Below are 21,259 nucleotides of genomic sequence, written 5' to 3' on the forward strand. Positions count from 1 at the left end.
GAATGACACAACGCTGGTTATAATGCGCGGCCTTTTGTGTCAGGCAACGTCTGATCGTTATTGCCGGCAACCACTTTTTATTTTCATGGCGCTGGCAGTAATTGTTCGATTTCACGGGTCAACGGCAATGCCTGTTGATCCAGGTAGCGGCGCTCGCCAGGCCGCTCAACCAGACTCGCGAAGGCCCTATTTCCGCGCCTGCGAGCCTGCTTTCACAATTTGTCAGGTGGTTTTATGGACAGCATCAACAGCCGCATCGCCGAGGAACTCGGCGTCCGCCCACAACAGGTCGAAGCGGCCGTCGCGCTACTCGATGAAGGCTCCACGGTGCCCTTCATCGCCCGCTACCGGAAAGAAGTGACCGGCAGCCTCGATGACACGCAACTGCGTCATCTGGAAGAGCGTCTGCGCTACCTGCGAGAACTCGACGAACGGCGTATCAGCATCCTCGCCAGCATCGAGGAGCAAGGCAAGCTGACCCCTGCACTTGAGCGCGACATCAAGCTCGCCGACACCAAGACCCGCCTCGAAGACTTGTACCTGCCGTACAAGCAGAAGCGCCGCACCAAGGGCCAGATCGCCCTGGAAGCCGGCCTCGGCGAACTGGCCGACGGCCTGTTCAACGATCCAACCCTGAACCCGGAAACCGAAGCGGCGCGCTTCATCGACGCCGAAAAAGGCGTGGCCGATGTGAAGGCCGCCCTCGAAGGCGCCAAGTACATCCTCATGGAGCGCTTCGCCGAAGACGCCGGTCTTCTGGACAAGCTGCGCAATTACCTCAAGCAGGAAGCCACCCTCAGTGCCCGCGTGATCGCCGGCAAGGAAGAGGAAGGCGCCAAGTTCCGCGACTACTTCGAACACGACGAACCGCTGAAAAGCATGCCGTCCCACCGCGCACTGGCGATTTTCCGTGGCCGCAACGAAGGCATTCTCAGCTCCGCGCTGAAAGTCGGTGACGAACTGCCGGGCACCATGCACCCGTGCGAAGGCATGATCGGCCAGCAATTCGGCATCCAGAACCAGAACCGCGCCGCCGACAAATGGCTGGGCGAAGTGGTGCGCTGGACCTGGAAGGTCAAGCTCTACACCCACCTGGAAACCGACCTGCTGGGCGAGCTGCGCGATGGCGCGGAAACCGAAGCGATCAACGTGTTCGCCCACAACCTGCACGACCTGCTGCTGGCCGCGCCGGCCGGCCCGCGTGCCACCCTGGGCCTCGATCCGGGCCTGCGCACCGGCTGCAAGGTCGCCGTGGTCGACGCCACCGGCAAGCTGCTGGACCACGCCACGGTTTACCCGCACGTGCCGCACAACAAGTGGGACCAGACCCTCGCCGTGCTCGCCGCCCTGTGCGCCAAGCATTCGGTGGACCTGATCGCCATCGGCAACGGCACCGCCAGCCGCGAAACCGACAAACTGGCGGCTGAACTGATCAAAAAATACCCAGCCATGAAGATGACCAAAGTCATGGTCTCCGAGGCCGGCGCATCGGTGTACTCGGCTTCGGAACTGGCTTCCAAGGAATTCCCGGACCTGGACGTGTCGATCCGTGGCGCGGTGTCCATCGCTCGTCGCTTGCAGGACCCGCTGGCCGAGCTGGTGAAAATCGATCCGAAATCCATCGGCGTTGGCCAATACCAGCACGACGTGTCGCAGCTGAAACTGGCGCGCGGCCTGGACGCAGTGGTCGAAGATTGCGTGAACGCCGTGGGCGTGGACGTGAATACTGCATCCGTGGCGCTGCTGGCGCGCATCTCCGGCCTCAACGCGACCCTGGCGCAGAACATCGTTGCCCACCGCGACGAGCACGGTGCGTTCAAAACCCGTGCGGCATTGAAGAAAGTCGCCCGACTGGGTGAAAAAACCTTCGAACAGGCCGCCGGCTTCCTGCGCGTAATGAATGGCGACAACCCGCTGGATTCGTCGGCGGTTCACCCGGAAGCCTATCCGCTGGTGCAGCGCATTGCCGCTGAAACCGACCGCGACATTCGCTCGCTGATCGGCGACGCCGCGTTCCTCAAGCGCCTGGACCCGAAGAAGTACACCGACGAAACGTTCGGCCTGCCGACGGTCACCGACATTCTGCAAGAGCTGGAAAAACCTGGCCGCGACCCGCGTCCCGAGTTCAAGACCGCCGAGTTCCAGGACGGCGTCGAAGACCTCAAGGACCTGCAACTGGGCATGATCCTCGAAGGCGTGGTCACCAACGTGACCAACTTCGGTGCCTTCGTCGACATCGGCGTGCATCAGGACGGTCTGGTGCACATTTCCGCGCTGTCGGAGAAGTTCATCAAGGATCCACGCGAAGCGGTGAAGGCCGGTGATGTGGTCAAGGTGAAGGTCATGGAAGTCGATATCCCGCGCAAACGCGTCGGCCTGTCGATGCGCATGAGCGACACCCCGGGCGAGAAGATCGACGGTGCCCGTGGTGCACGTCCGGGCTCGGCTCCGCGCCAATCCCAGAACACCGCGCCGCGCAAGGAAACCCCGGCAGCGGCTCCGACCAACAACGCCATGGCGTCGCTGTTCGCCAACGCCAAGCAGTTGAAGAAACGCTGATGGAGATCCCGGCCGGCTTGACCGAAAGCGCGTTTTTCAAGCTGCTGGGGTGTCGCTTGCACAGCCTGGACACCGGGGTGGCGCAAGTCGCCCTGGCGCTGGAGCCACAGTTGCGCAATCGCGGCGGCAAGCTGCACGGCGGGGCTTTGTTCAGTCTGGTGGACATTGCCATGGGGCTGGCCTGCTCCAGCACCCACGGCTTTGACCAGCAAAGCGCGACCATCGAGTGCAAGATCAACTACATCCGCGCCGTCGCCGACGGTGAAGTGATGTGCACGGCCAGGGTGATCCACCCGGGCCGTCGCACGCTTGTCGTCGAGGCCGATGTGATGCAAGGCGACAAACTGGTCGCAAAAGCACAAGGCACGTTCGCTGTCCTGTAGCCCCCAATCATCAATTTGAGTTAATTTCGGCGCTGTGACTACAGCGTCGGAGTTTCCTTCGCTCGTGTCTGCCAGATTCAAGGATTGAAGTTGGCCTTTCAATACGGGCCTGTATGGCTCAAGAACCAGGCGAAAACGCCAGTTTCAACTTCACCCTTGTAGACCGTCTTGCCCACCCCCATATTGGGGCGACTGACGCGTGAAGGAATCCAACTTGAGCGAACTTCTCAACCGCCGCCTGGCTCTGCTCGGCGAGCGCGCTAACCTCTCTCTGCTCGAACAGTGCCTTCACGGCATCGAACGTGAATGCCTGCGCGTGACAGGCGAAGGGCGCCTGGCGCAAACGCCGCACCCCGAAGCATTGGGTTCCGCGCTGACCAACGAACAAATCACCACTGACTACTCCGAGTCGCTGCTGGAGTTCATCACGCCGGCCCTGCCAGACCCGGCGGATACGCTGGCGAGCCTGGACAAGATTCACCGGTTTGCCTACAGCAAACTCGGCGACGAGTACCTGTGGAGTCCATCGATGCCGTGCCCGTTGCCGGCCGAGGAAGACATCCCGATCGCCTATTACGGCACCTCCAACATCGGTCAGCTCAAGTACGTCTATCGCAAGGGCCTGGCCCTGCGTTACGGCAAGACGATGCAGTGCATCGCCGGGATCCACTACAACTTTTCCCTGCCGGAAAAGCTCTGGCCGCTGCTTAAAGAGGCCGAAGGCTTTGTCGGCACCGACCGCGATTATCAGTCGTCAGCCTACATCGCGCTGATCCGCAACTTCCGTCGCTACAGCTGGCTGCTGATGTACCTTTTCGGCGCGTCCCCTGCGCTGGACGCCGGTTTCCTGCGCGGTCGCTCGCATCAACTGGAACAACTGGATCCGGACACCTTGTACCTGCCGTACGCCACCAGCCTGCGCATGAGCGATCTGGGTTACCAGAGCAACGCCCAAGCCGGCCTGACGCCGTGCTACAACGATCTGACCAGCTACACCGACAGCCTGCGCAAAGCGGTAGCTACGCCGTATCCAGCGTACGTCGAGGTGGGTACGCACAAGGACGGTGAGTGGGTTCAGCTCAACACCAACATCCTGCAGATCGAAAACGAGTACTACTCCAACATCCGCCCCAAGCGTGTGACCTACACCGGCGAACGGCCGATTCAGGCGCTGGTGGCCCGTGGCATCCAGTACGTCGAAGTCCGCTGCCTGGACATCAACCCGTTCCTGCCGATGGGCATCGACCTCACCGAATCACGGTTCCTCGACGCATTCCTGCTGTACTGCGCGCTGAACGACAGCCCGCTGTTGACCAGTACCAGCTGCGGTAACGCAACGTCAAACTTCCTCAGCGTGGTCAAGGAAGGTCGTCGTCCGGGCCTGCAACTGCAACGCGACGGGCAAGCGGTGGACATGAAGGAATGGGCCGGCGAATTGCTGGAGAAGATTGCACCATTGGCGGCGCTGCTGGATCAGAGCCATGGCGGCGATGCCCACAGCAAGGCGCTGGACGCCCAAATGACCAAGGTCCAGGACTCGTCCCTGACGCCATCGGCCCAGGTGCTGGCAGCGATGGCCGAGCACAAGGAAAGCTTCGCCCAGTTCTCCTTGCGCCAAAGCCAGGTGCATGCGGAGTTTTTCCGCAGCGAGCCGCTTTCAGGCGAAGAACAGGCCAGGTTTGAAGAGTTGGCGCGTTCGTCGTTGGCTCAACAGGCTGAACTTGAACAGAATGAAGTCGGCGATTTCGATGTGTTTGTCGGAGCGTATCAGGCGAGCATTCTGGCGATCAGCAATTAGACGTAAACCTCTGTGGCGAGGGAGCTTGCTCCCGCTCGGCTGCGCAGCAGCCGTAAAATCTGCGACGGTGTTTAATCTGGCACAACACCTTCGCTTTTTTTGAGAGTCCTTCGGCCTGGAGCGCCAGCCCGGTCCAGCGGGAGCAAGCTCCCTCGCCACAAGAGCAATACACGACTATTCTCCCTTAGAATTTTCCGCTCATATGCTAATTCTAAAAAGTTATTTATTTTAAGTTTCTTATATCATTTAGTCTCTTTTTCACGCCGACTCCCGGTCGTCTGAAAAGGAGCTTCCCATGAAACTGATTTCCCCCCTTCGCCTCCTGGTGGCCGCGTCGTTGGCTGCGGCGAGTTTCCTGGCTCAGGCGGCAGACGTGACCGTCGCCTACCAGACCACCGTTGACCCGGCCAAAGTCGCCCAAGCCGACGGCGCCTACGAAAAAGCCACCAAAGCCAGTATCGACTGGCGCAAATTCGATAGCGGCGCCGACATCATCGCCGCCATCGCTTCCGGCGATGTGCAGATCGGCTATCTCGGCTCCAGCCCCCTGACGGCGGCAATCACCCGCAAAGTCCCGGTGGAAACCTTCCTCATCGCCACCCAGATCGGCGCCGCCGAAGCCTTGGTCGCGCGCGACGGGTCCGGGATCAAGACCCCGCAAGACCTGATCGGCAAGAAAGTCGCCGTACCGTTCGTCTCCACCGGCCACTACAGCCTGCTTGCAGCGCTAAAACACTGGAACATCGACCCGTCGAAAGTCACCGTGCTCAACCTCGCGCCGCCAGCGATCATCGCGGCATGGAAGCGCGGTGACATCGACGCCACCTACGTGTGGGACCCGGCGCTCGGTGTGGCCAAGGAAAACGGCAAAGTGCTGATCACTTCCGGCGAACTGGCCAAGTTCGGCGCGCCGACCTTCGATGCCTGGATCGTGCGCAAGGACTTCGCCGAGAAGCATCCGGAGATCGTCACCGCATTCGCCAAAGTGACCCTCGATGCCTACGCCGACTACCGCAAGGATCCGCAAGCCTGGCTGGCCAACCAAAGCAACGTCGACAAACTGGTGAAACTCTCCGGTGCCAAGGCCAGCGATATTCCGCTGCTGCTGCAAGGCAACGTGTATCCGCTGGCGGCTGATCAGGTGATCACCCTCGGCGCGCCGACCACCAAGGCCATTACCGACACCGCGGCGTTCCTCAAGGAACAGGGCAAGGTCGAGGCTGTGCTGCCGGACTACGCGCCGTACGTCAGCGCCAAGTACATCACCAACTGATCGGGAGTTAACCGCGATGGCTTTGCTACAGCTGGAGCGCATCAGCGCACAGTACCCCGGTGCAGCGGAACCTGTGCTGGCGGATATTTCCCTGAGCCTTGGGCCCCGGCAGTTGCTGGTCGCCCTCGGCCCTTCCGGCAGTGGCAAGACTTCGCTGTTGAACCTGATTGCCGGTTTCGTCGAGCCCAGCGCCGGGCGCATCACCCTTGACGGCGTGCCGGTCAAAGGCCCGAGCGCCGAGCGCGGCGTGGTGTTTCAGGACGACGCCCTGCTGCCTTGGCAGGACGTGCTGGCCAACGTCGGCTTCGGCCTGGAACTGGCCGGCGCCGCGCGGGAAAAACGTGAACAGCGCGCCCGGGAAATGCTCGCGCTGGTAGACCTTTCCGGTTTCGAAAACCGCCGCATCTGGCAACTCTCGGGCGGGCAGAAACAACGTGTCGGCCTGGCCCGCGCCCTCGCCGCCGACCCTCGGGTGTTGCTGATGGACGAACCCTTCGGCGCCCTGGATGCCTTCACCCGCGAACAGATGCAGGAGCTGCTGCTGCAAGTCTGGCAACGCACCGCCAAACCGGTGTTCCTGATTACCCACGATATTGAAGAAGCGGTGTTCCTCGCCACCGACCTGATTCTGCTGGCGCCGAATCCCGGGCAAATCGTCGAGCGCCTGAGCCTGGATTTTGGCCAACGTTACGCCGCAGGTGAATCGGCGCGCTCGATCAAGTCCGACCCGCGTTTTATCGAAACCCGCGAACACGTGCTCGCCAAAGTGTTCTCCCAACGCAGTGCCGTCCAGCGGCAGGAGCACGCATGAGCAGCTATGGAATTCCCGCCGCAACGGTAAAACCCGGTTCAAAGGTGAAGGGCTCGGCGGTGATCGCGCTACGCCGCCGTATCAGCACCCGCTGGATCAGCGTGCTGACACTGATCGCGCTGTTGGCGATCTGGTGGGCCGTCACCGCCACCGGTTTGATCGAACCACTGTTCCTGCCGCCCCCCTCCGCCGTGCTGCAAAAAGGCTGGTTGCTGGTGACCAGCGGTTACATGGATTCGACCTTGTGGCAGCACTTGGGCGCGAGCCTCAGCCGCATCGGTTTGGGCCTGGGCTTCGCAGTGCTGACCGCGGTGCCGATCGGCATTGCCATCGGCCACAACCGCATTGCTCGCGGCATTCTCGATCCGCTGATCGAGTTTTACCGCCCGATTCCGCCCCTGGCGTATTTGCCGCTGATCGTGATCTGGTGCGGCATCGGTGAGCTGTCGAAAGTGTTGCTGATCTACCTGGCGATCTTCGCCCCGATAGCCATCGCCACCGCCACCGGCGTGCGCACCGTCGACCCGGCGAAATTGCGCGCCGCGCAGTCGTTGGGTGCGACTCGGGCGCAGTTGATTCGCCATGTGATTCTGCCCAGTGCCTTGCCGGACATTTTGACCGGCGTGCGCATTGGCTTGGGCGTGGGTTGGTCGACGCTGGTGGCTGCCGAGTTGATCGCTGCCACCAGCGGTTTGGGCTTCATGGTGCAGTCGGCGGCGCAGTTCCTGGTCACCGATGTGGTGGTGCTGGGGATTCTGGTGATCGCGCTGATCGCCTTCGCCATGGAGATGGGCCTGCGCGCCCTGCAGCGCAAACTGGTGCCGTGGCATGGCCAGGCTCACTGAATATTCATGTGTCGACACCCCGGATTGAAGAGAACCACCATGAGCCACCTGACTATCGTCCCTTTAAGCTGCGCCCTCGGCGCGCAAATCAGCGGCGTCGACATCAGTCAGCCGCTGAACGCGGAACAACGCGCCGCCATCGGGCAGGCGCTGCTCAAGTATCAGGTGCTGTTCTTCCGTAACCAGCCGATCGAACCACAGCAACAGGCGCGATTCGCCGCTTATTTCGGCGACCTGCATATTCATCCGATCTACCCGAACGTGCCGGAACAACCGGAAGTGCTGATCCTCGACACCGCCGTCACCGACGTGCGGGACAACGCGATCTGGCACACCGATGTGACGTTCCTGCCGACCCCGGCGATGGGCGCGGTGCTCAGCGCCAAGTTGCTGCCGGAGTTTGGCGGCGACACCCTGTGGGCCAGCGGCATTGCGGCGTATGAAGCGTTGTCCGCGCCGATGAAAACCTTGCTCGAGGGGCTGACCGCCACTCACGATTTCACCCGCTCGTTTCCACTGGAGCGCTATGGCAACACGCCGGAGGCGCTGGCCCAGTGGGAAGAAGCCCGGCGCAAGAACCCGCCACTGTCACACCCGGTGATTCGTACACACCCGGTGAGCGGGCGCCGGTCGTTATTCGTCAATGAGGGCTTCACATCGAAGATCAATGAGTTGTCGGAAACCGAGAGCGAAGCAGTTCTGAAGTTCTTGTTCGCCCACACCACACAGCCGGACTTCACCATTCGCTGGCGCTGGCAAAAAAACGACATCGCGTTTTGGGATAACCGCGTGACCCAGCATTACGCGGTGGATGATTACCGCCCGGCACGGCGGGTGATGCAGCGGGCGACGGTGTTGGGGGATGTGCCGTTTTTTCGTTGAGCCGCCAGTTCCCGATCGTTCCCACGCTCTGCATGGGAACGAACAGTACTCAGTTACTCAGCCATCGAAGGCTTCTCCCACAGATTGATCCCGCCCTCCTGGGCAAATCGATCAATCTCCGCCAGTTCTTCCACGCTAAAACTCAGGTTCTTCAGCGCCCCGACGTTCTCGATGATCTGCTCCGGCCGGCTCGCGCCGATCAGCGCCGAGGTCACCCGTGGATCGCGCAGGGTCCAGGCCAACGCCAGTTGCGCCAGGCTCTGACCACGACGCTTGGCGATCTCATTGAGCGCCCGCACTTGGGCGATGTTGGCTTCGGACAGGTGAGAGGACTGCAATGAATCACCGCCCGGGCGATTGACCCGCGCATCCTTCGGAATGCCGTTGAGGTATTTGTCGGTCAACAGGCCCTGCGCCAACGGCGTGAAGGCGATCACGCCGGTACCGAGTTCGTCGGTGACATCCAGCAGGTCCTTTTCCACCCAGCGATTGAGCAGGTTGTAGGCCGGCTGGTGGATCAGCAGCGGAACTTTCCACTCCTTGAGCAACGCGGCCATTTCCCGGGTTTTCACCCCGGAGTAAGACGAGATGCCAATGTACAAGGCCTTGCCCTGTTGCACGGCGGTGGCCAGTGCGCTGGCAGTTTCTTCCAGCGGGGTGTCCGGGTCAAAACGGTGGGAATAGAAGATGTCCACGTAATCGAGGCCCAGGCGTTGCAGGCTCTGGTCGAGGCTGGCCAGCACATATTTGCGCGACCCGCCGCCCTGGCCGTAAGGGCCGGGCCACATGTCCCAACCGGCCTTGCTGGAGATGATCAGCTCATCGCGGTACTGCTTGAAGTCTTCGCGCAGCAAACGACCGAAGTTGATCTCGGCGCTGCCGTACGGCGGGCCATAGTTGTTGGCCAGGTCGAAGTGGTTGATGCCCAGATCGAACGCCGTGCGCAGCAGCGAGCGCTGGGTGTCGATCGGCGTGCTGTCGCCGAAGTTGTGCCACAGGCCCAGCGACAGTGCCGGCAGCACCAGCCCGCTGCGGCCTACGCGGCGGTAAGGGATAGAGTCGTAGCGGTTCTCGGCAGCGGTGTAGGTCATCGAATCCTCTCTTGTGGGTCTTGAATGGGGTATCGACTGCTTTGCAAGCTGCCCAGCATACGCCCAGACAAACGCCAGGAAACCCCGGATTCGACTAATTGCTGAAACGTTTCATAGATTATGAAAAACTGAGTTCCCCCATAGAGTCGATATCCACGCCCAACACTTACGCCGACAACTCACGTAGCGCGGCAGCCGCCAAAAAGCCAGACCTTGAGCTATATCGCTGATCTCGTCTGACCGTCTGATCGATACGCTCAAGCAACTGCTCAGGAAGCGTGGCATTGAAGCGCACCGACTTGCCGAAATAGGGTGTGATATCGAATTCGACCACACCCCACACACCGCCAGCGTAATCAGGGTTATCAAGATGAGCGTCAATTTCACGCACCTGCGGAAGTGGATCACCATCGGCGACCAGACCTTCGTAGTGCAAAGCCAACGCTTCTTTCACGTTTTCAAATGCCTGCGCCACTGTAGCGCCTGCGGAGAAGCATCCCGGCACGTCCGGGATAATCACTCCGTATTCTGAGTCGGCATCCTTGTGCAGAACGACCGGGAATTTCATTTCGATGAGTCCTTCCTGTGATGTGGCCCCTTCGAGGCTTTCGTTTCCGATGTCGGGTCTCATTTCAGACCCGCCTGTTTCAATATGCTGTTGATCGTGCCTTTTGGAAGATCCGAATCAGGGTGTTTTATCGTCACCCTGCCTGACTTACACGGGTGCTTGTACTGATGATGGCTACCTTTCACGGCCACCAGATACCAACCATCCTCCTCGATCATCCTGATCATTTCCCGACTTCGCATCACCTTCGTCCTTGTGGGCAGCATCTGCTGAGCACATTACGCGATGATCACACCTTCAATACACACGATACACACTCTGATAAATATTAGCCGAACACAAGCAGGCCAGATTGCTCGCAGACCATCGGTTACCGGGCACCCGCAAACACCTCCCCCAACCAATCCACAAACACCCGAACCCGTGGCGACATGTGTCGGTTATGCGGATACAACACCGAAACCGGCATCGATGGCGGCGGTGTGTCGGTGAGGATTTCCTGCACCAACCCTTGGCCAATCTGCGTTTCCATTCGGTAATGCGGGCACTGAATCAGCCCCAATCCGGCAATTGCCGAGGCCGCATAAATCTCCGCGCCGAACACCGACAACGCGCCATCGATGGCCACTTCTTTCAGCTCGCCATCCACCATGAACTCGAATGGAAACAGCTTGGCCGTGGTGCGCGAAACGTAGTTCACCGCGCGGTGGTTTTTCAGGTCTTCGAGGTTTTTCGGTTCGCCGTACTTACGCAAGTATGCCGGGCTGGCGCAGGTGATCTGGCGCAGGTTGGCGACACGTTTACCGATTAGCGCCGAGTCGCCCAAGGTGCCGGCGCGCAACACGCAATCAACGCCTTCGGCGATCAGGTCGACGAAACGGTCGGCTTCGCTGATGGACAGTTCGATGTCCGGGTAGCGCGCCATGAATTGCGGCAACGCCGGGATTACAAAGTGCTTGGCCAACGTGCCATGCAGATCCACCCGTAATCGGCCTTTCGGCGCAACGCCGCGAAATGCCAGTTCGGCTTCTTCCAGTTCTGCCAACAACTGCACGCAACGCAAGTAGTACGCCTCGCCATCCAGCGTAGGACGGACCTTGCGCGTGCTGCGCTCCAGTAAACGGGTGCCGAGCCAGGCTTCGAACTGATTCAGCGTATGGGTCAGGGTGGCACGCGGCAGGTTCAGGTCATCGGCCGCGAGCGTGAAGCTGCTGCGCTCGTAGATCCGCACGAAAACCTTCATCGCCTTGACTTGATCCATACGGCGCTCCTGACGATCGATTGTTGGCGATTATTGAACAGTAAAGGCAACTCTCGTGCATCTATCACCCTGAGTAAACATGTGAATCTGGCTCCACAACTCAGCCACTCCAAGGAATCAACGCCATGACTACTCAAACTTCGAAAGTTGCCATCGTGACCGGCGCCTCCCGCGGCATTGGTGCCGTGATCGCCCAGCAACTGGCCGCCCAAGGTTTCGCCGTCGCCATCAACTACGCTAACAGCGCCACCGAGGCGTCGGCACTGGTGGTAAAACTGCGTCAGGCCGGTCACCGGGCCATAGCGATCAAGGCTGATGTGGCCAACGCCGACGATGTACGCCGGCTGTTCGACGAAGCCGAAACCCAACTGGGCAAGGTCGACGTGCTGGTCAATAACGCCGGCATCCTCAAAGTGCTGCCGCTGGCGCAACACAGCGACGAACTGTTCGACCAGAACTTCAACATCCACGCTCGCGGCACTTTCAACACTCTGCGTGAAGCGGCAACGCGCCTGAACAGTGGTGGCCGGATCATCAACTTCTCCAGCAGCACCGTCGGCATGAACCTGCCGGGCTATGCGGTGTACATCGCCAGCAAGGCGGCAGTGGAATCCCTGACCCAAGTGTTCGCCAAGGAAATGCGCGGTCGCAACATCACCATCAACGCCGTGGCCCCGGGCCCGGTCGCCACCGACCTGTTCCTGCACGGCAAGAGCGAAGAACAGATCCAGACCTTCGCCAAGATGCCACCGCTGGAACGCCTGGCTCAGCCAGAAGACATCTCCCGCGTCGTGTCCTTCCTGGTCGGCCCGGATTCGGCCTGGGTCAACGGGCAAATCCTGCGCGTTAACGGCGGGTTGGTTTAACTATGCTCGATGTATTGGGCCGTAAGGCAGCACACATCTGAAGGACGGAACGCATCATGCACACCACGATCATCATCTTCTTCGGCCTGATCCTGCTGGCACTGATGCTGTTCATCGGCGAGAAAATCGGTTTCTCTCGTCAGACCCTGGCCTACAGCTTTGTCGTGCTGTGGCTGGCGTTGACCTTGATCAACGGCGCAGTCGGAATGGTCAACGCTGGCCAACCGTTGAGCGCGGAACTGGTGGTGGGCAGCGCGGTGTTCGGCGTACCGGTGGCGGCACTGGTGCTGTTCATGGTGTTGAGCAGCGAGACCTGAGCGCCACCGGTCGATCAACGCACCAAATGCAAAAACTGCATGTGCCGTTCGTACTGGTCGAGGATGTCGTTGATCACCTGATCCTTGGTGTAACCCACCAGATCGTAGTCCTGACTGCCCTCGCGCAAATGCACTTCGGCACGGTGGTAGCGACGGTTGTTGAGTTGCTTGGAACCCATGCCGCCACGGGCGAAGGACGGTGTGAAGTAGCCGCGCATTTGCACCTGATAGATGAACGGATGCAGTTCGCCGTGACCGATTTCCAGGCTAACGTTGTCGTTGGCCGGATCGGGCTGAGTGACCACATGCAACCCCTTCTCGACAAACACGGCGGTCACTTCCTCAATGGCCGGGCGCACCGTTGTATCAAGGAAGCGATAGACCTCATCCCGAGACGGAAAATGCACCGCCTGACTCAAGCGCTGACGCCATCCACCGCGTCGCGAACCGGCCACCGGCGCGAGGGAATGCAATTGCGCGATCTGCTTCTGCGACTCCAGATAAAACGCCTTGTGCAGGCCCCACATCATCAGCAGCAAAATCATCGAGAACGGTAACGAGGTCAGCACCACCGCCGACTTCAAGGCATCAATGCTGCCGGAGAACAGCAGTGCGCTGGTCACCAGTGCCGTCATCGCGCCCCAGAACACTCGCAGCCATTTCGGCCCGTCCTCATCGGGATTGCCACCCTTGGCGGACAAGGTCGACAACACCACGGTGCCGGAGTCGGCGGAGGTGACGAAGAACACGAAGCTGATGAACACCGTGACCGCGATCACGGTTTTGCTCCACGGGTAGGTCTCCAGCAACAGGTAAAGCGTCATCGACGGGTTGTCGATGGCCGACATGCCGAGCGCGCTCATGCCGTGATTGAGAACTTGATCGATGGCGCTGTTGCCGAAGATCGACATCCACGCCAGGGTGAAACCGAGCGGGATCAACAGCACGCCGAAGACGAATTCGCGGATGGTCCGGCCACGGGAAATCCGCGCAATGAACAGGCCCACGAACGGCGACCATGCAATCCACCAGGCCCAGTAGAACACCGTCCAGCCGCCCAGCCAGTCGCTGGGTTTGTCATAGGCGTAGAGGTCGAAACTCTTCATCGGCAAGGCGCCGAGGTAATCGCCAAGGTTCTGGATCAGGGTATTGAGCAAGTGCTGGGTAGGACCGGCGAACAACACGAACAGCAGCAGCGCACAGGCCAGCAGCATGTTGATGTCGGACATCACCCGCACGCCTTTATCGACGCCAGACACCGCGACGATGATCGCCGCGCCCATCATCAGCGTGATCAGGCCGACCTGAATCCACTGGGTGTGGGCGATGCCGAACAGGTAGTCCAGGCCGGAGTTGAGGTGCAATACGCCAAAGCCCATGTCGGCACCGAGGCCGAACACAGTGGCGATGATGCCGAAGCCGTCCACCGCGTAACCGATGGGCCCGTTGATGCGCTTGCCGATCAGCGGGTACAGCGCCGAACGCAGGGCCAGCGGCAGGTTATGCCGATAGGCGAAATAGGCCAGCGCCATGCCGACGAAGGCGAACACGCCCCAGCCGTGCAGGCCCCAGTGCAGAAACAGAATCTGCATCGCCTGACGCGCCGCCTCCGCCGTACCGGCCTCGCCTTGCGGTGGTTGCACCAAATGCGTAAGTGGTTCGGACACGCAAAAGAAAAACAGCGTGATGCTGATCCCGGCGGCGAACAGCATGCCGGCCCAGGACAAGTAACTGAATTCGGGCTCGTCGTGGTCGGCACCGAGCTTGATCTTGCCGTAGCCGGACAAGGCGGTGACCACCACGAAGACCAGATACAGCGTCATCGCGAGCATGTAGTACCAGCCGACCGTATTGGCCGCCCAGTTTTGCGCTTGCAACAGCCAGGCACCGGCCTGTTCGGGGATCGCCATGACCACGACGGCGAACAACAAAATGAAGGTCGCCGCGAAATAAAACACCGGCGGATTCATGCGGACCTGGCCGCTTGCGGGAATGGACGATGCACTCACGAAAGGTGCACCTCGAGGGGGGAAAACGTGGCTGTAAAAATCGGACTCAGCAAAGGCAAGCCTCCTGTTGTGAGCGGGCGGCGAACCACCGGTTTAACTTGAATGAACGTTCAAGTTAAACATGAATAGGGTGCTAAGGACTAATCGCAGGGCTCGGCGGTAGCTTTTCTGCGCGAGTGCAAGGAAGGGTATGACGCGGGGTTTACGGGATTTGTTCTGTGGAAAATTAGCTGGATGCCATTATCTCGGTTTGGCTTGAAACCATTCGCGGGCAAGCCTCGCTCCTACAGATTTTGTGTCGGTCGCCAAGTCCCCGATCGACACTGATTCTGTAGGAGCGAGGCTTGCCCGCGAAGACTGCATGTCAGTCAGCAAATATCAGGGAGCCTTACTTCTGCGTCCCGTCATCATGCTGCAGATTCGCCTGGGTCAGGTTGCACCCCGCTGGCACGCTGCGGGTCAGCCAGACGTTGCCACCAATTGTCGAGCCCTTGCCGATGGTGATCCGTCCCAGAATCGTCGCGCCGGCATAGATCACCACGTCGTCCTCGACGATCGGATGCCGCGGATGGCCCTTCTGCAACTGGCCGTCTTCGTCCGCCGGGAAGCGCTTGGCGCCCAACGTCACGGCCTGATAAATCCGCACCCGCTCACCAATGATCGCGGTTTCGCCGATCACCACACCCGTACCGTGGTCGATGAAGAAACTGCGACCGATCTGCGCGCCAGGATGGATGTCGATACCGGTGGCCGAGTGGGCGATTTCCGCGCTGATCCGCGCCAGCAACGGCAACCCGGCGCGGTACAAATGGTGGGCCAGGCGATGGTGAATCACCGCCAGGATTCCCGGGTAGCACAGCAACACTTCATCGACACTGCGAGCCGCCGGATCGCCGTGATAGGCCGCCAGCACGTCGGTGTCCAACAGGCTGCGCAATTCCGGCAGAGCGAGGGCGAAGTCCTGAATGATCCGGATGGCCTTGGCTTCGACTTCAGAATCGACCCCGGCACTGTGGCGAGCGACGTAACGCAATTCGAGCCGCGCCTGAGCCAGCAATGCATTCAACGCCACGTCGAGTGTGTGGCCGACGTAGAAGTCCTCACTCTCCTCGCGCAAATCCACCGGCCCCAGACGCATCGGAAACAACGCACCGCACAAGGCTTCGAGAATGTCCGCCATGGCCGCTCGGGACGGCAACTCGCGACCGCCCTGCTCGGTGCTGGCGCGGCCGTTTTGTGCGCGCCACTGGTCGCGCGCCGTACGCAGTTGGCTGACGATGGTCTGCAATTGCCAATGGCTGGAACGCTCGCTCACGGTAAAAACTCCTCACGGGCGGCCGGACTGTCTGGCCGCGCTGACGGCGATTACTTTACGGCAACGACTTGCAGCCGAATTAAGAACCAATAGTGCTGGGAGCAATACTTTTGGCTATAAGCGATTGGCAGTTGCCCCGCTAAATACCCGTGCCTATAGTCCTGACATCTTCCTCCGCCAGTACGGACCCATGATCAAACAACAGCTTGCCCGTTTTAACCGCCTCGACCTGCTCGGTCACCCTACCCCGTTGGAAAAACTCGAACGCCTGTCGACCTGGCTGGGCCGCGATGTGTACGTCAAACGCGATGACCTGACGCCATTGGCACTGGGCGGCAACAAGCTGCGCAAACTCGAATACCTCGCCGCCGATGCCCTGGCCCAGGGCGCCGATACGCTGATCACCGCTGGCGCGATCCAGTCCAACCACGTACGCCAAACCGCCGCCATTGCGGCCAAGCTTGGCCTGGGCTGCGTGGCGCTGCTGGAGAACCCGCTCGGCACTGACGATAGCAACTACCTCGGCAATGGCAATCGGCTGTTGCTGGACCTGTTCGATGCCAAGGTCGAACTGGTGGAAAACCTCGACAACGCTGACGAGCAATTGCAAGCGCTGGCCGCACGTCTGCGCAGCAACGGCAAGAAACCCTATCTGGTGCCGATTGGTGGCTCCAATGCGGTGGGCGCTTTGGGTTATGTCCGTGCGGGTCTGGAACTGGCCGAGCAGATCAAGGACACCGGGCTGCAATTCGCCGCCGTAGTCCTGGCTTCCGGCAGTGCCGGCACCCATAGCGGCCTGGCGCTGGCATTGAGCGAAGTACTGCCGGATTTGCCAGTCATCGGCGTGACCGTTTCCCGTAGCGATGAAGCTCAACGACCGAAAGTCCAGGGCCTCGCCGAACGCACTGCCGAGCTGTTAGGCGTGGGCCTGCCGGCGAGTTTCAAAGTCGAACTGTGGGACGAATATTTCGGCCCGCGTTATGGCGAGCCGAATGCCGGGACGCTGGCGGCGGTGAAGCTGTTGGCGAGCCAGGAAGGATTGTTGCTGGACCCGGTGTATACCGGCAAGGCCATGGCTGGTTTGCTCGACGGCATCGGGCGCCAGCGCTTCGATGCGGGCCCGATCATCTTCCTGCACACCGGTGGAGCGCCGGCGTTGTTTGCCTACAAAGACTTTTTATAGCCGATAGTCCTGTGGCGAGGGGGCTTGCCCCCGTTGGGTCGCGCAGCGGCCCCTTGTGTCCGGCAGTCATATCGAGTCAGCAGACATTACGACTGCTTCGCAGCCGAACGGGGGCAAGCCCCCTCGCCACAGGAATGCACTCCTCAAATATTCATTTAAAGAATAACAAACTTAATATTTATTATTTTCCAATCTAAAAATCCCATCATATAGTCGCGCCGCAGGCGAATTTGCAGCGAGACGCATAAGCTGCTTTAGGGCAGGATATCGCAGTCGTTCAAATCCCGAATTTGCCAACTTTCCTTAAGCGTCTTCCATAAGAAAACACAGGGGCTTGTCATGAATTTTTCCGCACTACGTAGAAATCTGCTGGTGGGCTCGTTGGGCCTGGCGCTGAGCGCCGGTCTGCTCGGGCAAGCGGTTGCCGGAGAGCAACTGCAAAAGATCAAGGACGCGGGCGTGATCAACGTCGGCCTGGAAGGCACTTATCCACCGTTCAGCTTCGTCGACGAGGCCGGCAAACTGAGCGGCTTCGAAGTCGAGTTCTCCGAAGCCTTGGCCAAAGAGCTGGGCGTGAAGGTCAAACTGCAGCCGACCAAATGGGAAGGCATCCTCGCGGCCCTGGAATCCAAGCGTCTGGACGCGGTGATCAACCAGGTGACCATCACCGAAGAGCGCAAGAAGAAGTACGACTTCTCCGAGCCGTACACCGTTTCCGGGATTCAGGCGCTGACCCTGACCAAAAACAAAGACACCATCAAGACCGCCGCCGATCTGGCCGGCAAGAAAGTCGGCGTAGGCCTGGGCACCAACTACGAGCAGTGGGTGAAAGAGAATGTGCCTAAGGCTGACGTCCGCACCTACGAAGATGACCCGAGCAAGTTCCAGGATCTGCGCGTCGGCCGCATCGACGCCATTCTGATCGACCGCCTGGCCGCGCTGGAATACGCCAGGAAGGCCAAGGACACTGCCGCTGCCGGCGAAGCGTTCTCCCGCCAGGAAGCCGGTATTGCCCTGCGCAAAGGCGAGCCTGAACTGCTGGCCGCGGTGAACAAAGCCATCGACAAGCTGCGTGCCGACGGTACGCTGAAAAAGCTTTCGGAAAAATACTTCAGCGCTGACGTCACTCAATAATGGGAGAAGCTTTCCAACTCGCGCTGGACTCCGCGCCCTTCCTGCTCAAGGGCGCGTATTACACGGTCATCCTGAGCCTGGGCGGAATGTTCTTCGGCCTGCTGATGGGCTTCGGCCTGGCGTTGATGCGCCTGTCGCGCTTCAAACTGGTGAGCTGGATTTCCCGCATCTACGTGTCGTTCTTTCGCGGCACGCCGTTGCTGGTGCAACTGTTCGTGATCTATTACGGCTTGCCGCAATTGGGTATCGAACTTGATCCGCTGCCGGCAGCCCTGATCGGCTTCTCGCTGAACATGGCGGCCTACGCCTGCGAAATCCTGCGTGCCGCGATCAGCTCTATCGAGCGCGGCCAATGGGAAGCTGCGGCCAGTATCGGCATGACCCGCGCGCAAACCCTGCGCCGGGCCATTCTGCCGCAAGCGATGCGCACGGCCCTGCCACCGTTGGGCAACAGCTTCATCTCGCTGGTCAAGGACACCGCGCTGGCGGCCACCATTCAGGTGCCGGAGCTGTTCCGCCAGGCGCAGCTGATCACCGCCCGTACCTTCGAAATTTTCACCATGTATCTTGCCGCCGCGCTGATCTACTGGGTTCTGGCCACGGTGCTTTCGCACCTGCAGAACAAGTTGGAAGAGCGGGTCAATCGGCACGACCAGGAGTCCTGACCCAATGATTGTCGTGGAAAAACTGACAAAGCAGTTCAAGGGTCAGGTGGTGCTCAACGGCATCGATCTGCAGGTGAAGGAAGGCGAGGTGGTGGCAATCATCGGCCCCAGCGGCTCGGGCAAGACCACGTTCCTGCGTTGCCTGAATTTTCTGGAAGAACCCACCAGCGGCCGGATCAAGGTCGGTGACATCGAGATCGATGGCAGCCGCCCCCTGAACCAGCAGCAGAGCCTGGTACGACGCCTTCGCCAGCACGTGGGTTTTGTGTTCCAGAACTTCAATCTGTTCCCCCATCGCACAGCCTTGGAAAACGTTATCGAAGGCCCGATCGTGGTGAAAAAGATTCCACGAGCCGACGCCGTTGCCTTGGGTAAAAAGCTGTTGGCCAAGGTCGGCCTGGCGGGCAAGGAAGACGCTTACCCGCGACGCCTCTCCGGCGGTCAGCAACAGCGTGTGGCGATTGCCCGGGCGCTGGCGATGGAACCGGAAGTGATCCTGTTCGATGAACCGACCTCGGCGCTGGACCCGGAATTGGTGGGCGAAGTGTTGGCGACCATCCGCGGCCTGGCCGAGGAGAAACGCACCATGGTGATCGTCACCCACGAGATGGGTTTTGCTCGGGACGTGGCCAACCGTGTGGTGTTTTTCGACAAGGGTGTGATTGTCGAACAGGGCGAAGCCAAGGCACTCTTTGCCAACCCGAAAGAAGAACGGACGAAGCAGTTTCTCAGCAAGTTCCTTAACAACGCCTAGTTCAATTTCTACTAAAAACTGTCAACTTCCATGGATGGAAGTGGCACTTTCCTCGACTGATAAAATCTTCTATTCGCTTTCAACGACCGCCTTGATCAACTCCAATCATAGATAACTTTCCACCCTTCCATGCGGTACATATATATGTCCTGCAACAGATTCATCTCGCTTAGAATCCATAAAAACCCTCGCCACCCACAGTCCATGGGTTGCCACCTCCAAGGCATGCAGCCCATCAAAAATTGGACTAAATTCGACAGAGCATTAGGGTTTATTAACTGCACTACGTAGGAGATTTCTGAATAACCCAAGAACCAACCTTTAACCAATAAACACTATTGACACCTATTCGAACCCACTCTTATCTAGTCTCCAACAAGCGACTTCCATCAAACTCGATCACTCTTCAAATACACAAAAAGTGAATCGTTTTGTTGCCTGGTAATTCACGCCTTTCGATCTTTCAGAAACGGACTTCGCGGTAAGGCGTCAAGGAGAGAACCCCATGACAAGCACTTCGAACAAACCCGAACTTGCAGCCCCGACCCTGGCGCAAACTCACAAGGCCGGCATCAGCATCACCTCGGCCGCTCATCTTATGATCGACGTACCGCCTTATCCCGGCATGGACGAAGGCGACCTGATCGAGCTGTTCTGGAACAACTGCTACGTGGCCTCCAGCGTATTGGGAGCGGATCATGGCAACAAAGCGGTGAGCCTGCGGGTGCCGGAAAGCTTCATTGCCAACGGTTCTGCTCGCGTCCATTACAAGGTCATGCAGATCGGGCAAGGGCCAGCAGTATCACCAGCGGCGCGTGTCCAGATCAAACTCGATTGCCCCGGCGGCCTACCCTCGCCCCTTTGCGATGAGGAAAACCAGAGCCTGGCGCCGGTGTTCATTCCCGAGACCATTCGCCGTCAGGGGGTCAATCCGAACCAGGTCAAGCGCGGTGTGCCATTGACCATCGAACCCTACCTGAACATGGCCGCCGACGACGAAATCACCCTGCGCTGGGGCGATGTGCGCATGGACCTGCCCAAACTCAAGGCCGACGATGTGGGTCAGCCGATTCACGTCTGGGTGCCACCGGCAATCATTCTCGAAGCCGGCGAAGACCTTCGACTGGAAGTGACCTACTGCATCCTCGACCGGGTGGGTAACAACTCGCGCTGGGCACCGGCACGCACACTGAAAATCGGCTGTGCCAATCCTTACCTGAAAGTGCCGCCCAAAGAAGTGCTCAAAGCTGCTGAGCCTCGAAAGAAGTGAAGCGCCTGTAGTGCACGATATGAGGGCTTTTTGTGGCGAGGGAGCTTGCTCCCGCTGGGGTGCGAAGCGCCCCCAAAACTGGCTCACGTGTTTGTGTAATTGAATCGTGATGGCCGATTTTGCGACTGCTTCGCAGCCGAGCGGGAGCAAGCTCCCTCGCCACAGGGCTCGACCGTCCTGGCGATGCCACCCTTCTATGCATATTCCTAAAAGTTAGTTCATTAATTATTTATACGCGTTTAGGGTATATACACCGGACCACCGGACATTCGTGT

At 59.7% G+C, this 21,259-nt stretch carries 20 protein-coding genes; 14 read left to right on the forward strand and 6 right to left on the reverse strand.

The window, feature by feature from the left end; all coding sequences use genetic code 11:
* Nucleotides 1-234 precede the first annotated feature (234 nt).
* The 7 genes from ACEN8R_RS22935 to tauD all read left to right on the forward strand — a co-directional run bounded on the left by ACEN8R_RS22935 (nt 235) and on the right by tauD (nt 8,551).
* Entirely contained in the window at nt 235-2,559 is a 2,325-nt protein-coding gene (locus tag ACEN8R_RS22935) for a Tex family protein (RefSeq protein WP_018929319.1), read from the forward strand.
* Complete coding sequence (locus ACEN8R_RS22940; protein WP_018929320.1) at nt 2,559-2,942, forward strand: PaaI family thioesterase; 384 nt, start codon at nt 2,559-2,561, stop codon at nt 2,940-2,942. Before ACEN8R_RS22935 ends, ACEN8R_RS22940 begins: the two co-directional genes overlap by 1 nt.
* A 214-nt stretch (nt 2,943-3,156) precedes the next feature.
* Nucleotides 3,157-4,740, forward strand: coding sequence for a glutamate--cysteine ligase (gene gshA / locus ACEN8R_RS22945; RefSeq protein ID WP_018929321.1), 1,584 nt, complete (start codon nt 3,157-3,159; stop codon nt 4,738-4,740).
* A 295-nt stretch (nt 4,741-5,035) separates the two neighbouring features.
* Nucleotides 5,036-6,013: a taurine ABC transporter substrate-binding protein gene (tauA, locus tag ACEN8R_RS22950; RefSeq protein ID WP_018929322.1), complete on the forward strand. Its 978-nt coding sequence runs from the start codon at nt 5,036-5,038 to the stop codon at nt 6,011-6,013.
* 16 nt (nt 6,014-6,029) lie between these two features.
* Nucleotides 6,030-6,824, forward strand: a complete 795-nt coding sequence (gene tauB / locus ACEN8R_RS22955) for a taurine ABC transporter ATP-binding subunit (protein ID WP_018929323.1) — start codon at nt 6,030-6,032, stop codon at nt 6,822-6,824.
* Nucleotides 6,821-7,669 (forward strand): taurine ABC transporter permease TauC, encoded by an 849-nt coding sequence (tauC, locus tag ACEN8R_RS22960; RefSeq protein WP_018929324.1) that lies wholly within the window; start codon nt 6,821-6,823, stop codon nt 7,667-7,669. Before tauB ends, tauC begins: the two co-directional genes overlap by 4 nt.
* A gap of 39 nt (nt 7,670-7,708) precedes the next feature.
* A complete protein-coding gene (gene tauD / locus ACEN8R_RS22965; protein WP_018929325.1) occupies nt 7,709-8,551 on the forward strand; it encodes a taurine dioxygenase in 843 nt (280 codons plus the stop codon).
* A 53-nt stretch (nt 8,552-8,604) separates the two neighbouring features.
* On the opposite strand, the gene mgrA is transcribed toward tauD, so the two are convergent.
* The 4 genes from mgrA to ACEN8R_RS22985 form a co-directional block, all read right to left on the reverse strand.
* Nucleotides 8,605-9,642, reverse strand: coding sequence for an L-glyceraldehyde 3-phosphate reductase (mgrA, locus tag ACEN8R_RS22970; RefSeq protein WP_018929326.1), 1,038 nt, complete (start codon nt 9,640-9,642; stop codon nt 8,605-8,607).
* A gap of 166 nt (nt 9,643-9,808) precedes the next feature.
* Nucleotides 9,809-10,273: a type II toxin-antitoxin system HicB family antitoxin gene (locus ACEN8R_RS22975; protein ID WP_008005174.1), complete on the reverse strand. Its 465-nt coding sequence runs from the start codon at nt 10,271-10,273 to the stop codon at nt 9,809-9,811.
* A complete protein-coding gene (locus tag ACEN8R_RS22980; RefSeq protein WP_018929327.1) occupies nt 10,270-10,452 on the reverse strand; it encodes a type II toxin-antitoxin system HicA family toxin in 183 nt (60 codons plus the stop codon). The genes ACEN8R_RS22975 and ACEN8R_RS22980 overlap by 4 nt, the downstream gene beginning before the upstream one ends.
* Before the next feature lie 128 nt (nt 10,453-10,580).
* Nucleotides 10,581-11,471 (reverse strand): LysR family transcriptional regulator, encoded by an 891-nt coding sequence (locus tag ACEN8R_RS22985; protein ID WP_018929328.1) that lies wholly within the window; start codon nt 11,469-11,471, stop codon nt 10,581-10,583.
* Nucleotides 11,472-11,596: 125 nt separating this feature from the next.
* On the opposite strand from ACEN8R_RS22985, the gene ACEN8R_RS22990 reads away from it, so the two are divergent.
* The gene (locus ACEN8R_RS22990; protein ID WP_495624373.1) at nt 11,597-12,337 is read left to right on the forward strand and encodes an SDR family oxidoreductase; all 741 of its coding nucleotides are present in this window, start codon (nt 11,597-11,599) and stop codon (nt 12,335-12,337) included.
* Between the two features lie 56 nt (nt 12,338-12,393).
* Entirely contained in the window at nt 12,394-12,654 is a 261-nt protein-coding gene (locus tag ACEN8R_RS22995; RefSeq protein ID WP_018929330.1) for a hypothetical protein, read from the forward strand.
* A gap of 14 nt (nt 12,655-12,668) precedes the next feature.
* Here the strand turns inward: ACEN8R_RS22995 and betT are convergent, their stop codons facing one another.
* Complete coding sequence (betT, locus tag ACEN8R_RS23000; RefSeq protein ID WP_018929331.1) at nt 12,669-14,624, reverse strand: choline transporter BetT; 1,956 nt, start codon at nt 14,622-14,624, stop codon at nt 12,669-12,671.
* A 427-nt stretch (nt 14,625-15,051) separates the two neighbouring features.
* Complete coding sequence (epsC, locus tag ACEN8R_RS23005; protein ID WP_018929332.1) at nt 15,052-15,978, reverse strand: serine O-acetyltransferase EpsC; 927 nt, start codon at nt 15,976-15,978, stop codon at nt 15,052-15,054.
* A gap of 190 nt (nt 15,979-16,168) precedes the next feature.
* Between epsC and ACEN8R_RS23010 the strand changes: the two genes are divergently transcribed.
* The 5 genes from ACEN8R_RS23010 (at nt 16,169) to ACEN8R_RS23030 (ending at nt 20,984) form a co-directional block, all read left to right on the forward strand.
* Entirely contained in the window at nt 16,169-17,161 is a 993-nt protein-coding gene (locus tag ACEN8R_RS23010) for a D-cysteine desulfhydrase (RefSeq protein ID WP_018929333.1), read from the forward strand.
* Between the two features lie 339 nt (nt 17,162-17,500).
* On the forward strand, nt 17,501-18,295 hold the full coding sequence (gene tcyJ / locus ACEN8R_RS23015) for a cystine ABC transporter substrate-binding protein (protein WP_019581730.1): 795 nt from the start codon (nt 17,501-17,503) through the stop codon (nt 18,293-18,295).
* Nucleotides 18,295-18,960: a cystine ABC transporter permease gene (gene tcyL / locus ACEN8R_RS23020; protein ID WP_007939566.1), complete on the forward strand. Its 666-nt coding sequence runs from the start codon at nt 18,295-18,297 to the stop codon at nt 18,958-18,960. The genes tcyJ and tcyL overlap by 1 nt, the downstream gene beginning before the upstream one ends.
* A gap of 4 nt (nt 18,961-18,964) precedes the next feature.
* Nucleotides 18,965-19,714 (forward strand): L-cystine ABC transporter ATP-binding protein TcyN, encoded by a 750-nt coding sequence (tcyN, locus tag ACEN8R_RS23025; protein ID WP_007939567.1) that lies wholly within the window; start codon nt 18,965-18,967, stop codon nt 19,712-19,714.
* 505 nt (nt 19,715-20,219) lie between these two features.
* Nucleotides 20,220-20,984 carry a hypothetical protein gene (locus ACEN8R_RS23030; protein ID WP_018929336.1) on the forward strand — a complete coding sequence of 255 codons (765 nt, stop codon included), beginning with the start codon at nt 20,220-20,222 and terminating at the stop codon, nt 20,982-20,984.
* Nucleotides 20,985-21,259 lie beyond the last annotated feature (275 nt).

It is taken from the genome of Pseudomonas sp. Pseusp15 (assembly GCF_059492165.1).